Origin of the sequence: Pseudomonas sp. W17 (assembly GCF_040268305.1) — a bacterium.
Classification (GTDB): Bacteria; Pseudomonadota; Gammaproteobacteria; order Pseudomonadales; family Pseudomonadaceae; genus Aquipseudomonas; species Aquipseudomonas protegens.
Window position 1 is genome coordinate 3,745,850 of sequence record NZ_CP158490.1, and the last position, 14,074, is coordinate 3,759,923.

Annotated in this window: 14 protein-coding genes; 9 read left to right on the forward strand and 5 right to left on the reverse strand. The window is 61.3% G+C overall.

Annotation, left to right across the window (positions count from 1 at the left end):
* Positions 1–3: 3 nt before the first annotated feature.
* A complete protein-coding gene (locus ABCR88_RS17210) occupies positions 4–1,353 on the reverse strand; it encodes a tryptophan 7-halogenase (RefSeq protein WP_011061079.1) in 1,350 nt (449 codons plus the stop codon).
* A gap of 13 nt (positions 1,354–1,366) precedes the next feature.
* Positions 1,367–1,633: a phosphopantetheine-binding protein gene (locus ABCR88_RS17215; RefSeq protein ID WP_011061078.1), complete on the reverse strand. Its 267-nt coding sequence runs from the start codon at positions 1,631–1,633 to the stop codon at positions 1,367–1,369.
* Between the two features lie 485 nt (positions 1,634–2,118).
* Between ABCR88_RS17215 and ABCR88_RS17220 the strand changes: the two genes are divergently transcribed.
* From ABCR88_RS17220 to ABCR88_RS17230, 3 genes are all read left to right on the forward strand, one after another.
* Positions 2,119–3,150 (forward strand): LysR family transcriptional regulator, encoded by a 1,032-nt coding sequence (locus tag ABCR88_RS17220; protein WP_041117978.1) that lies wholly within the window; start codon positions 2,119–2,121, stop codon positions 3,148–3,150.
* Complete coding sequence (locus ABCR88_RS17225; protein ID WP_350402824.1) at positions 3,147–4,655, forward strand: tryptophan 7-halogenase; 1,509 nt, start codon at positions 3,147–3,149, stop codon at positions 4,653–4,655. The genes ABCR88_RS17220 and ABCR88_RS17225 overlap by 4 nt, the downstream gene beginning before the upstream one ends.
* 150 nt (positions 4,656–4,805) lie before the next feature.
* Positions 4,806–7,025: an OsmC domain/YcaO domain-containing protein gene (locus ABCR88_RS17230; RefSeq protein ID WP_350402826.1), complete on the forward strand. Its 2,220-nt coding sequence runs from the start codon at positions 4,806–4,808 to the stop codon at positions 7,023–7,025.
* Positions 7,026–7,133: 108 nt separating this feature from the next.
* Here the strand turns inward: ABCR88_RS17230 and ABCR88_RS17235 are convergent, their stop codons facing one another.
* Positions 7,134–7,571, reverse strand: a complete 438-nt coding sequence (locus ABCR88_RS17235) for an HIT domain-containing protein (RefSeq protein WP_011061074.1) — start codon at positions 7,569–7,571, stop codon at positions 7,134–7,136.
* A gap of 74 nt (positions 7,572–7,645) precedes the next feature.
* Positions 7,646–8,005 (reverse strand): hypothetical protein, encoded by a 360-nt coding sequence (locus ABCR88_RS17240; RefSeq protein WP_041117973.1) that lies wholly within the window; start codon positions 8,003–8,005, stop codon positions 7,646–7,648.
* Between the two features lie 70 nt (positions 8,006–8,075).
* On the opposite strand from ABCR88_RS17240, the gene ABCR88_RS17245 reads away from it, so the two are divergent.
* The 5 genes from ABCR88_RS17245 to ABCR88_RS17265 all read left to right on the forward strand — a co-directional run bounded on the left by ABCR88_RS17245 (position 8,076) and on the right by ABCR88_RS17265 (position 12,356).
* Positions 8,076–9,041 (forward strand): suppressor of fused domain protein, encoded by a 966-nt coding sequence (locus ABCR88_RS17245; protein WP_232642258.1) that lies wholly within the window; start codon positions 8,076–8,078, stop codon positions 9,039–9,041.
* A gap of 20 nt (positions 9,042–9,061) precedes the next feature.
* On the forward strand, positions 9,062–9,529 hold the full coding sequence (locus ABCR88_RS17250) for a hypothetical protein (RefSeq protein ID WP_350402830.1): 468 nt from the start codon (positions 9,062–9,064) through the stop codon (positions 9,527–9,529).
* Between the two features lie 178 nt (positions 9,530–9,707).
* Positions 9,708–11,420, forward strand: coding sequence for an amidase (locus tag ABCR88_RS17255; RefSeq protein ID WP_350402832.1), 1,713 nt, complete (start codon positions 9,708–9,710; stop codon positions 11,418–11,420).
* A 166-nt stretch (positions 11,421–11,586) separates the two neighbouring features.
* Positions 11,587–11,757: a YhfG family protein gene (locus tag ABCR88_RS17260; protein ID WP_144404858.1), complete on the forward strand. Its 171-nt coding sequence runs from the start codon at positions 11,587–11,589 to the stop codon at positions 11,755–11,757.
* Positions 11,757–12,356, forward strand: coding sequence for a putative adenosine monophosphate-protein transferase Fic (locus ABCR88_RS17265; RefSeq protein WP_041117964.1), 600 nt, complete (start codon positions 11,757–11,759; stop codon positions 12,354–12,356). The genes ABCR88_RS17260 and ABCR88_RS17265 overlap by 1 nt, the downstream gene beginning before the upstream one ends.
* A gap of 69 nt (positions 12,357–12,425) precedes the next feature.
* On the opposite strand, the gene ABCR88_RS17270 is transcribed toward ABCR88_RS17265, so the two are convergent.
* The gene (locus tag ABCR88_RS17270; RefSeq protein WP_350402835.1) at positions 12,426–12,956 is read right to left on the reverse strand and encodes a hypothetical protein; all 531 of its coding nucleotides are present in this window, start codon (positions 12,954–12,956) and stop codon (positions 12,426–12,428) included.
* Between the two features lie 136 nt (positions 12,957–13,092).
* On the opposite strand from ABCR88_RS17270, the gene ABCR88_RS17275 reads away from it, so the two are divergent.
* Positions 13,093–13,992 (forward strand): serine hydrolase domain-containing protein, encoded by a 900-nt coding sequence (locus ABCR88_RS17275; protein ID WP_350404903.1) that lies wholly within the window; start codon positions 13,093–13,095, stop codon positions 13,990–13,992.
* Positions 13,993–14,074 lie beyond the last annotated feature (82 nt).

Consider the following 14,074-nt stretch of genomic DNA (forward strand, 5'->3'; position numbering starts at 1 on the left):
TGTTTAGAACGCGGGTTTGGCGGTAGGAACCTGCATGTCGCCCAGGTACTTGTGCCAGAGGTGTTCCGGGTCGCTTTCAACGGCAGCGATGATTTCGCGCATCTTGTCCAGCACTTCCAGGCGCTTGCCGCTGTAGACGTCCCCTTGCAGCAATTGCAGGATGTCCAGGCGGTAGCGTGGGTCTTGAACGAACGCGGTGAAGAGGATGTTCAGGCGGTAGTAGAGCGTGATGAACTCATACCAGTTCTTGATGCCATTCCTGATCATGCCTTCGTAGTGAGTGAAACTGGACTTGCTAAAGTCGTTGTTCTTCACCGCCTCGATGATGTCGCCGCTGGCGATGCGCGCACTGTTGAGTGCAACGCTGACGCCGCTGGAGAAGATCGGGTCGACGAACCGCGCGGCATCGCCGATCAGCACGAAGCTGTCGCCACAGACTTCTTTCATGCCGTAGCTGTAGTCCGCCTCTTTCTTGAACGGGCGGACCTGCTCCGATGCCTTCAGCGCGTCATGCAGGTTTTCCCGGGTCTTCACCGCTTCCCAGAAGAACTCTTCATAGGTGAGGTCGGAGTTGGTGTAGTTCTGCTTCTGCGTAACCACGCCCACGCTGGTAATGGTTTCGGTGATCGGGATCTGCCAGACCCAGGTATTGGTCATCGGCAGGAAGTGAATGAAGATGTAGTCGACCTTGTCCGGGCTTTGCGTCGCCGACTTGCGGTCGAAGTTGTCGAACCAGGAGTGAATCGCGAACTGGTTGAAGACCGGGTCCTTTTCTCGCAAGCCCAGCCGGCGCCCCAGCAGCACGTTGCGACCGCTGGCATCCACCACCATCTTCGCCTTGATCTCGACGCTGCGCTTGCCCAGCTTGGCATTGACAATGACATTGCCCGGGCTGAGAAACTCGACGTCAGCGATCTCCACGCCCTGGAAGACCTTGGCCCCCAGCGAACCTGCGTGCTCCAGAAGAATGCGGTCGAACTTGCCGCGGTCGACGTGGAACGTGAAGTCGCGATCGACCCCTTCCTGCTTGCGCTCGTTGAAGAGGATTTCCGCCGAACGGAAATCGTGGTCCAGTCCCTGGAAGCCCATCTTGTCTTCGGGGCCGGAATCTGCCGAGGTCCAGGCAGCGCCGAACTTCTTCGGGAAGTTGGCTTTCTCGATCTTTTCCATCACCCCGATTTCCAGCAGCACCGGAGTGGTGGCCGGTACCAGCGACTCGCCAACATGCTCGCGCTCGAACAGTTCTTTTTCGAACACCGCGCATTTGACACCGGCTTTTGCCAGGTAGGAGGCCATGGTCGAACCCGCCGGCCCGCCACCGATAATCACTACATCATAATCATGATCGCTCATTGCCCACTCCCTGTTAGGCGCACTCGGCCTTTAGTTGCTCGACAGTCCTGGATATTGCATTCAGGTCTTTGAAATATTTTCCGGTGATATGGGTACTTGGAATCGAGACACCCATTTCATCCCTGATGTAGACCATCAGCTTGACGATATTCATCGAGTTGAGAATGCCCCACTCCAGTAGTGGAGTCTGGTCATCAAGCTCATCTTCCTTTGCACTTGGCCCGATCAAATCTTCCATGATGTAGCGACGAATCTTTTCTTTAACTTCCTCTCCGTCCATAGACGTACGCTCCTGCACTCGACAATCGTGGGTTGGGAAAACCCGTCTACAATCCTCAATAAGAATGCACTTGTGAATAGTCGATTTTGCAAAAGGCCTTTGCATATCCGCAAAGGCAAAACAGCCCCGACAACATCGAAACCAACACAACTTAACGATGTTCCACAGGCCTATATGACGGCCTTCAGAAAGTCATCTTCGAGCGCCCAAGCATAGTTTTGACGCTCTGCGCAATTAGCCACTAGAACTATTTTTGTATCCAGATAGTGCAAACCAAGCCTTGCACTTGGACGGTGTTCCGCTCTGCGCCGGGTAGAGCTGTGGCGCCTGAAATGTTATGAATCAATTTTCCCAAAGCCAACTAATCATGGCCCCAGCACTGCTTGACAAACAAAAAGCCTAGCCGTACTAAGGAGGCTGTCATGATCTCTTTGTAATTTGCCTTTACAAAAATAAGACACTAAAAATTCTAAAAGGATTTAGGAATGAAGGCGCTAGGCGTTGTCAATGACATAGACCTTTATATATCCGTAACTAAAACGGGTAGTTTCTCCGAAACAGGAAGACTACTTGGCATCCCACCTTCTTCAGTGATGCGCAGAATCAATAGCCTCGAAAAAGAACTTGAAACTTGTCTATTCAATCGATCGACAAAATGCTTGATACTTACCGAAACAGGCCTGCTCTTTCTCGAACATGCAAAGAACATCTCGAGATGCATTGGGCATGCTAGATCAGAAGTAAAAGAACACACTGCATCGACCCTTGGCGTTCTCAAGGTTTCAGCACCCGTGGCCTTTGGACGGCGCCATGTAGCGCCTTTATTGAGCAGAATACTGAACCATCATCCCGGTTTGAAAATTGAATTCTCGCTTAACGACAAAGCTCTCGACCCCAGCATCGATAACGTCGATATCTGTATCAAGCTGGGCATATTGCCGGACAGTAATCTGATTCCAACGAAACTTGCAGATATGCGGCGCGTGCTCTGCGCAAGCCCGGAATACATCCGGCAACACGGCTGTCCGCAAACTCTTGAAGACCTGTACCAACATGCCTGCCTGATCCACAGCACCTGCAGCAACTTCTCACTGACCTGGCAATTCAAGGTCGATGGCCTGCTCAAGAAGCTCATGCCCAGCAGCCGGCTATCGGTCAACAGTTCCGAGTTGCTGGTGGACGGCGCCCTTCAGGGCATAGGAATCATCCACGCGCCCACCTGGCTGGTGCATGAACAGATCGCCAGCGGCCAACTGGTGTCGCTACTCGATGAATATTGCGAGGCCGATCCGCAACAGGGAGCGATCTACGCACTGAGGGCACGCAGCAGCGTTGTCCCGGCCAAGACTCGCCTGTTCATCAATGAGTTGAAACGCTCGATCGGCAGCACGCCTTACTGGGACGTGCCGTTTGAAAAGGAAATACCACAGACCCTGGCCACCCTGCATTTCGATACCGCAATGCATTCAGCGCTTTCCAGAGCCACCACCTTGCAGGACAAGAGCCAGACATCATGAATCAGTACGACGTCATTATCATCGGTAGTGGTATCGCCGGCGCGCTGACCGGCGCCGTCCTCGCGAAGTCCGGGTTGAACGTTCTGATCCTCGACTCGGCCCAGCACCCACGATTCTCCGTCGGCGAAGCGGCGACACCGGAAAGCGGTTTTCTGCTGCGCTTGCTCTCAAAGCGCTTCGACATCCCTGAAATCGCCTACCTCTCGCACCCCGACAAGATCATCCAGCACGTCGGTTCGAGCGCCTGCGGGATCAAGCTGGGCTTCAGTTTTGCCTGGCATCAAGAGAATGTGCCGTCGTCCCCCGACCACCTTGTGGCCCCGCCTCTGAAGGTGCCGGAAGCCCATCTTTTCCGGCAGGACATCGACTATTTCGCCCTGATGATTGCCCTGAAACACGGCGCCGAATCCAGACAGAACATCAAGATCGAGTCGATCAGCCTCAACGACGACGGGGTCGAGGTGGCATTGTCCAACGCCGCCCCCGTCAAGGCCGCGTTCATCATTGACGCTGCTGCCCAGGGCTCTCCGCTTTCCCGCCAACTGGGCTTGCGCACCACCGAAGGGCTGGCGACCGACACCTGCTCATTCTTCACCCACATGCTCAATGTGAAGAGCTACGAAGATGCCCTGGCTCCGTTGTCCCGCACTCGTTCCCCCATCGAACTGTTCAAGAGCACCTTGCACCACATTTTCGAAGAGGGCTGGTTGTGGGTCATCCCCTTCAACAACCACCCGCAGGGCACCAATCAGTTGTGCAGCATCGGCTTCCAGTTCAACAACGCCAAGTACCGTCCCACCGAAGCGCCAGAGATCGAGTTTCGCAAACTGCTGAAAAAGTACCCGGCCATCGGCGAACACTTCAAGGATGCGGTCAATGCCCGGGAGTGGATCTACGCGCCGCGCATCAACTACCGCAGCGTGCAAAATGTCGGGGATCGCTTCTGCCTGCTGCCGCAAGCCACAGGCTTTATCGACCCGCTGTTCTCCAGGGGGTTGATCACCACCTTCGAGTCCATCCTCAGGCTGGCCCCCAAGGTGCTGGACGCCGCCCGCAGCAACCGCTGGCAACGGGAACAGTTCATCGAAGTCGAGCGCCATTGCCTGAACGCGGTGGCAACCAATGACCAGTTGGTTTCCTGCTCCTATGAAGCCTTCAGCGACTTTCACCTGTGGAACGTATGGCATCGGGTCTGGCTCAGCGGCTCCAACCTGGGCAGTGCCTTTCTGCAAAAGCTGCTGCACGACCTGGAACACAGTGGCGACGCCCGCCAGTTCGATGCAGCACTTGAGGCGGCGCGCTTCCCTGGCTGCCTGTCCCTGAACTCGCCCGCCTACGAAAACCTGTTCAGGCAGTCGTGCCAGGTCATGCAACAGGCCAGGGAGCAAGCCAGGCCGGTGGCCGAAACCGCCAACGCGCTGCATGAGCTGATCAAGGAGCACGAAGCCGAGTTATTGCCCCTGGGCTATTCGCGGATATCCAATCGTTTCATCCTCAAAGTCTGAATGCCTGAGTGATGCCCGGGGCCGGGCGCCGGTGTCTGCGACCGGCAGCCAGCCCTGGCGATCCACCCGTCCGCCGAAAACCACAACACTTCCCGCGCAAAAACCCGGATAATGCCCGCCATTTTTTGCTTTGTGATGCCGGTGCCCCCCATGGAAATCAAGGTCAACTTTCTCGACAACCTTCGACTTGAAGCCAAGTTCGACGACTTCACGGTGGTGGCCGACCAACCTATCCGCTACAAGGGCGATGGTTCGGCGCCGGGTCCGTTCGATTACTTCCTGGCTTCTTCGGCGCTGTGCGCGGCGTACTTCGTCAAGCTGTACTGCCAGACCCGCAATATCCCCACCGACAATATCCGCCTGTCGCAGAACAACATTGTCGATCCGGAAAACCGCTACAACCAGATCTTCAAGATCCAGGTCGAGCTGCCGGCGGACATCAGCGACAAGGACCGCCAGGGCATCCTGCGTTCCATCGACCGTTGCACGGTGAAGAAGGTGGTGCAGACCGGCCCCGAATTCATCATCGAGGAAGTGGAAAACCTCGACGCCGATGCCCAGGCGCTGTTGATGCCGCAATCGGGCTCCAGCGAAGGCACCTACATTGCCGGCAAGGACCTGCCCCTGGAGCAGACCATCGCCAACATGTCCGGGATCCTCGCGGGCCTGGGGATGAAGATCGAAATCGCTTCGTGGCGCAATATCGTGCCCAACGTCTGGTCGCTGCATATCCGTGATGCGCAGTCGCCGATGTGCTTCACCAACGGCAAGGGCGCCACCAAGGAAAGCGCCCTGGCCTCGGCCTTGGGCGAGTTCATCGAGCGCCTGAACTGCAACTTCTTCTACAACGATCAGTTCTGGGGCGAAGAGATCGCCAACGCCGAGTTCGTGCATTACCCAAACGAGCGCTGGTTCCAGCCGGGGCGCAAGGATGAGCTGCCCAAGGAGATCCTCGACGAGCACTGCCTGGCCATCTACAACCCGGATGGCGAGCTGCGCGGCTCCCATCTGTACGACACCAACTCGGGCAATATCGAGCGCGGTATCTGCTGCCTGCCCTATGTGCGCCAGTCCGACGGCGAGGTGGTGTATTTCCCCTCCAACCTGATCGAGAACCTGTACCTGAGCAACGGAATGAGCGCCGGCAACACCCTGGCCGAAGCCCAGGTGCAGTGCCTGTCGGAGATCTTCGAGCGGGCGGTCAAGCGCCAGATTCTCGAAGGCGAGATGGCCCTGCCGGATGTGCCTCAGGAAGTGCTGGCCAAGTACCCGAGCATTCTGGCCGGCATCCAGGGCCTGGAAGAACAAGGCTTTCCGGTGCTGGTCAAGGATGCGTCCCTGGGTGGTGAGTTCCCGGTGATGTGCGTGACCCTGATGAACCCGCGCACCGGCGGCGTGTTCGCCTCGTTCGGCGCCCACCCGAGCTTCGAGGTGGCGCTGGAGCGCAGCCTCACCGAACTGCTCCAGGGCCGCAGTTTCGAAGGCTTGAACGACCTGCCGCAGCCAACCTTCGAAAGCCAGGCGCTGATGGAGCCGAACAACTTCGTCGAGCACTTCATCGACTCCAGCGGCGTGGTGTCGTGGCGTTTCTTCAGTGCCAAGGCGGATTTCGAATTCGTCGAGTGGGACTTCACCAGCCAGGGCAGCAGCGGTGAAAGAGCGGCGGCCAACGCCGAGGAGGCCGCGACCCTGTTCGGCATCCTCGAGGGCCTGGGCAAGGAAGTCTACATGGCGGTGTACGAACACCTGGGGGCCACGGCCTGCCGCATCCTGGTGCCGGACTACTCGGAAATCTACCCGGTGGACGACCTGATCTGGGATAACACCAACAAGGCGCTGTTCTTCCGTGAAGACATCCTCAACCTGCACAGCCTGGACGAAGACGGCCTGCGCTCGCTGGTGGAGCGCCTGGAAGAAAGCGAACTGGACGACTACACCGACATCACCACCCTGATCGGCATCGAGTTCGACGACAACACCGCCTGGGGCCAGTTGACCATCCTGGAGCTGAAGCTGCTGATCCACGTGGCCCTGGGGCAGTTCGACCCGGCCAAGGAGCTGGTGGAGATGTTCCTGCAATACAACGACAACACCGTCGAGCGCGGGCTGTTCTACCAGGCCCTGAACGCGGTGCTGGAAGTGGAGCTGGACGACGAGCTGGAGCTGGGTGACTACGAGGCCAACTTGCGGCGCATGTTCGGCAACGAACGGATGGACGCGGTGATCGGCTCGGTGCAAGGCAGCGTGCGCTTCTACGGCCTGACCCCGACCAACCTGCAGCTCGAAGGCCTGGACCGCCACCTGCGGCTGATCGACAGCTACAAGAAGCTGCACGCAGCGCGAGCCAAGTGGAGCGCAGTAAACCGCTGATCAACAGCCCCTTGTAGGAGCGAGCTTGCTCGCGAAGCACTCAAGCACGCCGCGTTCCCCCAGTGAACGCGGCGTTTTCGTTAGAGGCCATCGCGAGCAAGCTCGCTCCTACAATTGGCCAGCCAGTATCCGGGCAAGCTGCTGGCGCAATGGGCCGTGCTCGGCCTCGACATAGGGCGGCGCGGTCTTCCAGTCGTAGAACCACACCGGCATCCGGCGCTTGCCTTCCGGCTCCGAGGCGTAGCGGGGAAAGATATGGCAATGCAACTCAGGCTCCGAGTTGCCGAGGATTTCATAGTTGATGCGCAGCGCTCCGGTGGCCTCGAGCAGCGCATCGCCGATGCGGGCCATGTCCAGCAGGTAGGTGGCCCGGGCCTGGGCATCCAGGTCGTTCAAGCTGGCCACCACCGGGTCCGGCAACAACAGGCAATAGCCCTCAAGAAACTGCACATCGCCCATCACCGCCCAGCCCGAGGCCATGCGGCAAATCACCTTGTCGTTGGCACCCTGGCGGGCCAGCTCTACACGTTGCGAAATCAGCGACATTCATAATCCTTGATGAGGGGGGTCGTCGTTTCGACGCCATAGTGCCCGAGGCTTGTATCCAGCCGTCGAAAAACCTAGGCCACACCGGCTGGCCAGGGCTTGCTGTCGTCCCGGTCGGGCGGGCCGTACAGCTCCTGCTCCCAGTCCTCGAACGCCGGCTGTGCCCGGTAGCCCGGATCGCAATACTGGCGGATGTACTGCGCCGCCCGGTGCTCGGCGTACTTGGCATTCACCGGTACGCCCTGCTCGTCCAGCTCCAGCACATTGGCAAAAATGGCATAGGCCATCTCCAGCATGCTCGGCTCGTCCCCGAGGCAACTGCGGTAGTCGACGCCTTCCAGCAACGGATAGCCCAAGGTGCCGTTGGCGACCCAGAAACTGAAGGTTCTCAGTGCCCCGGAAAACTCCGGACTTAGCTTCTTCGGGTAAGACATGCTGATCACTTTCCTTAGGTAGCGGACCGGGGCGGATTCTCGGGCAGCCACACCGGCAAGGCAAGGCTTCGTGCAACTTGCATCCGTCGGTTTCCATGGGCACGGCAAACCCGTCACAATGTGCCCCCTCTCTCTACCCCTGTGCTGCGCGCCTTGTGCAACGCACTTGCCCCGCAAGGATCGCCCGATGAATTTCCTGGAAAAACTGCTCAGCGTCTTCAAAAAGCCGGCGCCACAAAAGGCCGAGCCCACCCTGCCCGCCGGCGAGCCGGCCGCCGCAGAGGAGCCCTACGCCCAGTACCAGCCAACCCAAGCAGAGCTGGCCGGCATTGCCCTGATGGAGGCCGGTGCCGCCTGCCTCGATCGCCACTGGCAAGCGGTCGGTCACTGTGAGCAAGACGTCCTGGGCTTCGCCATCAGCCCCAGTTTCATGGGTGGCTCGCACTGGCCCTCCACGCGCCAGGCCTATCGCATCGTGCGTCGCAACAACGGCATCATTCTCGCCACCGAGGGCCTGTCCGACCCGTTCGATGGGGTCACAGGTGATGATCTGGGCAATGGTTTCGAGATGGAACTGTTCGTCGAAACCCCGGACATCCCACCCCATGCCCAGGGCGCGGTGGGTGATGTCTACCCGTTCGCCGATAGCTGGGCTTTCGAACTGCTGCGCTGCGTGGCCAACACCACGGCCGATGCCGGTGGCCTCACTGCACGCCTGCAGCGCTACGGGGTGCTGTCCCTGGAACTGCCCGGGGTCAGCCAGTCCCGCGCCATGAGCGAGCAACTGCCAGCGCATTTCATCAGCGCCGACGACTGCGCCGGGGTACTGGTGGGCGGCCCGGCCCCGGACTTCCCGACACGCCTGGAAGACATGCCGCTGTCCCCCGTAACCCTGGTGCCGGTGGTGCTGATCACCGCCGCGGAGCTGGAGTACGTGCGCAGCGGCGGGGCCCAGGCCCGGGAAGACCTGGCCGCGCGCTTGAGCGCCGCCGGCCATGGTCATGTCAGCCAGTTGCAGCGCGCCAGCCTGATCTGAACCAAGGAGCCTAGCCGTCCATGTCAGAAGCCGATCCCTACTTTCCTTTCTACCTATTCGCTGCCCGGTTCCCGGACCAGGCAGAGGCCGAACGGTTTGCCTTCGAACAGTGGGAGCCCGAACCCGCGGCTGATGTCAGCGATGCCGAGTTCAGCGCCTGGGAGGCACGCAACCCCAGCTGGCGCCTCAAACAGGAGCTGGGGTACTACATGGACTCCGATTTCGTCGAGCTGATCGGCAGTGAAGACGGCCCGCAATACCTGGAATCGCTGATCCGCAGCGACGCCGAAAAACACCAGCTGCGCACGCGCATCGACTCCGGCTACAGCCATTTCATCATCGTTGGCTGCGAGTCGATTTACGGTGACCGCAAATCGATCTCCGGCGGCGCCAATCAACGCCAGCCCGCCAGCACGGCAACCCTGGACTACCTTGGCGAGTTCAACGTGGAGCCCGCAGGCCCTGGCGCAGTTGGCCTGAAGCAATAATCCATCAAGCCGATTCCTCTGCCCCGCACTAGATGCTAAAAAGGCCCACAGTTTTCCTTGCCACCCTTGTCGTGCCCAGCCGTACCACGAGAATCACCATGCACAGCCAATACCCGAAAACCCGCGCCCCGTTGCGCCCTCTGCACCTCATCACCCACCAGCCAACGGCGGTAGCAGCATGATCGAAGTCACCGAAGTTTCCATTGCCGACCTGCGCGCCGCCCTGGAATCCGGGCAGACCACCTCGGTGGAACTGGTCCAGGCCTATCTGGCGCGGATCGAGGCCTATGACGGCCCGAACACCGCCACCGCCCTCAACGCCGTGGTGGTGCGCAACCCCGAGGCGCTGAACGAGGCACGGGCCGCCGATGAGCGCCGCGCCAAGGGCCAGACCCTGGGCCCGCTGGACGGTATTCCCTACACCGCCAAGGACAGCTACCTGGTCAAGGGCCTGACGGCTGCTTCCGGCAGCCCGGCCTTCGCCGAGCTGGTGGCCTACCGCGACGCCTTCACCATCGAGCGCCTACGGGCTGCCGGGGCCATCTGCCTGGGCAAGACCAACATGCCGCCCATGGCCAACGGCGGCATGCAGCGCGGCGTGTATGGCCGCGCCGAAAGCCCGTACAACGCCGCTTACCTGACTGCGCCCTTCGCCTCGGGCTCGTCCAATGGCGCCGGCACCGCCACCGCCGCCAGCTTCGCCGCCTTCGGCCTGGCCGAGGAAACCTGGTCCAGCGGCCGTGGCCCGGCCTCCAACAACGGGCTGTGCGCCTACACCCCGTCGCGCGGGGTGATCTCGGTGCGCGGCAACTGGCCGCTGACCCCGACCATGGACGTGGTGGTGCCTTTTGCCCGGACCATGGCCGACCTCCTGGAAGTGCTGGATGTGGTGGTGGCCGAAGACCCGGACACCCGCGGCGACCTGTGGCGCCTGCAGCCCTGGGTGCCGATCCCCAGCGTCGCTTCGGTGCGCCCGGCCTCCTACCCGCAGCTGGCGGCCGGCGCCGCGGCGCTCAAGGGCAAGCGCCTTGGCGTGCCGCGCATGTACATCAATGCCGACCCTGAGGCCGGCACCAGCGAGAAACCGGGCATCGGCGGCCCCACCGGCCAGCGCATCCATACCCGGCCCTCGGTGATCAGCCTCTGGGAACAGGCGCGCCAGGCCCTGGAAGCCGCCGGCGCGCACGTGCTGGAAGTGGACTTCCCCCTGGTGTCCAACTGCGAGGGCGACCGCCCCGGCGCGCCGACCGTGTACAACCGCGGCCTGGTCAGCAAGGAGTTCCTCCACGACGAGTTGTGGGAACTCTCGGGCTGGGCCTTCGACGACTTCCTGCGGGCCAACGACGATCCCAAGCTCAACCGCCTGGCGGATGTCGACGGGCCGCAGATCTTCCCCCACGACCCCGGCACCCTGCCCAACCGCGAAGACGACCTGGCCGCCGGCATGGACGAATACGTGAACATGGCCAAGCGCGGGCTCAAGACCTGGGACCAGATCGCCACCCTGGCCGACGGCCTGCGCGGCCTGGAGCAGACCCGGCGCATCGATCTGGAAGACTGGATGGACCGCCTGGGGCTGGACGCCGTGCTGTTCCCCACCGTGGCCGACGTTGGCCCGGCCGATGCCGATATCAACCCCGAGTCGGCAGACATCGCCTGGAGCAATGGCGTGTGGGTCGCCAACGGCAACCTCGCCATCCGCCACCTGGGGGTGCCCACCGTTACCGTGCCCATGGGCGTCATGGCGGACATCGGCATGCCGGTCGGCCTGACCTTCGCCGGCCGCGCCTATGATGATTCGAGCCTGCTGCGCCTGGCGTCGGCCTTCGAATCCACCGGCAGCAAGCGCCTTATCCCACCACGGACTCCGGCCTTGCACAGCGGCCAGTGACAAACCGGGACCGGGGCCGCAACGGCCCCGATTCACGCCGCGGGTAATCCACTTGCCATTTGACTGACCTGCACCAGGCTCGGACAACTGATTGCAAAGGGCTAGCGCTGCGGCCCTCTAGCGAGATCGACTATAATTCGTCCACTCACGCCATTGAGACCTCCCCATGGGAACCATCAGCCTGGAAGCCAAGAAGGCTTACGCCGCCAAGACCCGCAAATCCAACTACGCAGCCAGCCTGCGCCTGGAAGGCTTCAAGGTCTCTCCCGCAGACGCTGAGCGTGCCCTGCCTTCGCGAGAGGAACTGCTGAAGGCCTTCACCAAGTCCAAAGCCTGATGTCCGACAAATATGGAGTTGGCCAGGATCCCTACTGTTACCCCAACTCTGTTGTGCTGCGTAACAAACTCGGCATTCGCAACGATCTGAGCCTGAGCACCGCTGAACAGCTGTTCTCCACCCTGGCTGCAGAAAGCCTCGAGTTCAGCCCTCCACCCTATGACCTGAACTATCTCAAGAGCATTCACCTGACTCTGTTCGCGGATCTGTATGACTGGGCCGGAGAACTTCGAACAGTGGGCATATCCAAGCAGGACACACGCTTCTGCCAACCGGCCTACATGGAGAAAGAAGCCGGCAAGATCTTCAAGATCATGGCCGCGGCCAACTGGTTCGACGGCATGCAGCGTACAGAACTGATAGCCGCTGTTGCCCAGGCCTATTCCGAACTCAATGTAGTGCATCCATTTCGCGACGGTAATGGCCGAGCACAACGCATCCTGTTCGAACACCTGATCATGAATGCCGGATTTGAAATCAGCTGGTGGAGCATCGAGAGCGATGAGTGGATCCTGGCCAATATCGCTGCCTACAACGGCCATCTGGAGCCTATGGAACAGCTCTTCCAGCGCTGCATCGGCCAGCCGATTCAAGCCTGATCCGGGCGTTTCCCCCCTCATGCCGGCTCCGGCCCAGGGTCTGCAAACCCTGGACTTAACCTCACTCCCTCACTGCTCATCCTCTGGTCGCAATGGCGAGTGCTGCCAATCGAAGTGGGTGAGCAACTGCCGGCACAGGTCATCCAGCTGCGGGTGGTAGTGGTGGGTATGGGGCACGGGCAACTGCGGCTCGCCATGGTCGAAGCCCAGTGCGCGCAGGGCCGTGGCGTAGTCTTCCAGCGGCCCGTAGCCATAGATCAGGTTGTGCCGGTCCCAGACCACGGTGGCCTGTTGCTCGGGCGAGTGGACCCACAGGTCGAAACGGCTGTCGCCACAGAGCAGTGGCTTGAAGTCGTAGATGAAATCCTGAACGTCTTCACGCGACAGCTGCGGGCTCCAGTAGCGTCCGGCTTGCGATTCGTCCCGGGGCGTGTGCAGCACGAACAACAGCACCAGCGGTTCGGCCAGGCAGCCCAGCAGGCTGAGCAGGACCTGCGGGTCCGAGCCTGGAACGCCCGCCACCACGCGCTGCCCCTCGCCAATGGGGGCCAACACGAATACCGGCGGATAGCTGTGCTCAACCCACTGGTTGTCTATCATGTGCCCAAGTCTGTACATAGCCAGCCTGATCCTCCTGATCAATTCCTAGGTTTAGCCAAAACGGCCGCGCATTATGCCGTACCCTGCAGGGCCGCTCACGGCCTGATTGCCCCAACAGCGCGCATCAACACAGCCCATCAAGGACATCCCCTCCGTGCTTCATGCCCTGATCCACAACGGCCAACCGCTGGCCCCACAGCAACCCCAGCCACTGGTGCCCTGGTGGAGCTTCACCAAGACCGTGCTTTGCGCAGCGGCCCTGACCCTGGTGCGCGACGGCCTGCTGGGGCTGGATGAGCCGCTGCCCCAGGGCCCCTTCACCCTGCGCCAGTTGCTGCGGCATCAGGCCGGGCTGGCGGACTACAGCGAGCTGAGCGACTACCACAACGCGGTTTTGCGCAACGAGGATGCATGGCCCGGTGCACAGATGCTGCAGCGCCTGGACGCCAGCCGCCTGCGCTACGCCCCCGGCAGCCAGTGGCGCTACTCCAATGTGGGCTACCTGTTCGTGGCGCAGCTGATCCAGCAGGCGACGGACCTGCCCCTGCACCTTGCCCTGCAACAACGGGTACTGGCGCCCCTGGGCGTGTCTCGCACGCGCCTCGCCGTGACCCGCGAAGACCTGCGGGATGTGGACCTGGGCCAGTTGGGCGACTACCACCCCGGCTGGGTCTACCACGGCCTGCTGGTGGGGCCCCTGGCGGAGGCGGCGCTGCTGCTGGATCGGCTGTTGAGCGGCGCGCTATTGCCCCCGGCACTGCTGGCAGGCATGCAGCAGGCCCAGGTTCTGGGCGGGCCGATGGCTGGCCGGCCCTGGGTCGCTCCCGGCTATGCCATGGGCCTGATGGTGGGCAGTGTCGAGTCTGGCCTGACGCTCTACGGCCACACCGGCAGCGGCCCCGGCAGCACGCTGGCGGTCTATCGCACCAACGTCGCCGGCACCAGCGCCTGCTGCGCGGTCTTCAATCCGGGGAGCGACCAGGGCCAGGTCGAAACCCGGGCCCTGGCGCATCTGCGCCACGCACTGGCGAACTAGCCAGGGCACGGCCACAGTCACAGGACAGCTCGCATGCTGGCATGACTGACCGGGCGCCACGGGCCCTGCCGTTTCGCACAGC

What these genes read in the sequence shown, in the direction of transcription:
- ABCR88_RS17210 (WP_011061079.1), bottom strand. Translation starts at nt 1,353, where the DNA reads ATGAGCGATCATGATTATGATGTAGTGATTATCGGTGGCGGGCCGGCG.
- ABCR88_RS17215 (WP_011061078.1), bottom strand. Translation starts at nt 1,633, where the DNA reads ATGGACGGAGAGGAAGTTAAAGAAAAGATTCGTCGCTACATCATGGAA.
- ABCR88_RS17220 (WP_041117978.1), top strand. Translation starts at nt 2,119, where the DNA reads ATGAAGGCGCTAGGCGTTGTCAATGACATAGACCTTTATATATCCGTA.
- ABCR88_RS17225 (WP_350402824.1), top strand. Translation starts at nt 3,147, where the DNA reads ATGAATCAGTACGACGTCATTATCATCGGTAGTGGTATCGCCGGCGCG.
- ABCR88_RS17230 (WP_350402826.1), top strand. Translation starts at nt 4,806, where the DNA reads ATGGAAATCAAGGTCAACTTTCTCGACAACCTTCGACTTGAAGCCAAG.
- ABCR88_RS17235 (WP_011061074.1), bottom strand. Translation starts at nt 7,571, where the DNA reads ATGTCGCTGATTTCGCAACGTGTAGAGCTGGCCCGCCAGGGTGCCAAC.
- ABCR88_RS17240 (WP_041117973.1), bottom strand. Translation starts at nt 8,005, where the DNA reads ATGTCTTACCCGAAGAAGCTAAGTCCGGAGTTTTCCGGGGCACTGAGA.
- ABCR88_RS17250 (WP_350402830.1), top strand. Translation starts at nt 9,062, where the DNA reads ATGTCAGAAGCCGATCCCTACTTTCCTTTCTACCTATTCGCTGCCCGG.
- ABCR88_RS17255 (WP_350402832.1), top strand. Translation starts at nt 9,708, where the DNA reads ATGATCGAAGTCACCGAAGTTTCCATTGCCGACCTGCGCGCCGCCCTG.
- ABCR88_RS17260 (WP_144404858.1), top strand. Translation starts at nt 11,587, where the DNA reads ATGGGAACCATCAGCCTGGAAGCCAAGAAGGCTTACGCCGCCAAGACC.
- ABCR88_RS17265 (WP_041117964.1), top strand. Translation starts at nt 11,757, where the DNA reads ATGTCCGACAAATATGGAGTTGGCCAGGATCCCTACTGTTACCCCAAC.
- ABCR88_RS17270 (WP_350402835.1), bottom strand. Translation starts at nt 12,956, where the DNA reads ATGATAGACAACCAGTGGGTTGAGCACAGCTATCCGCCGGTATTCGTG.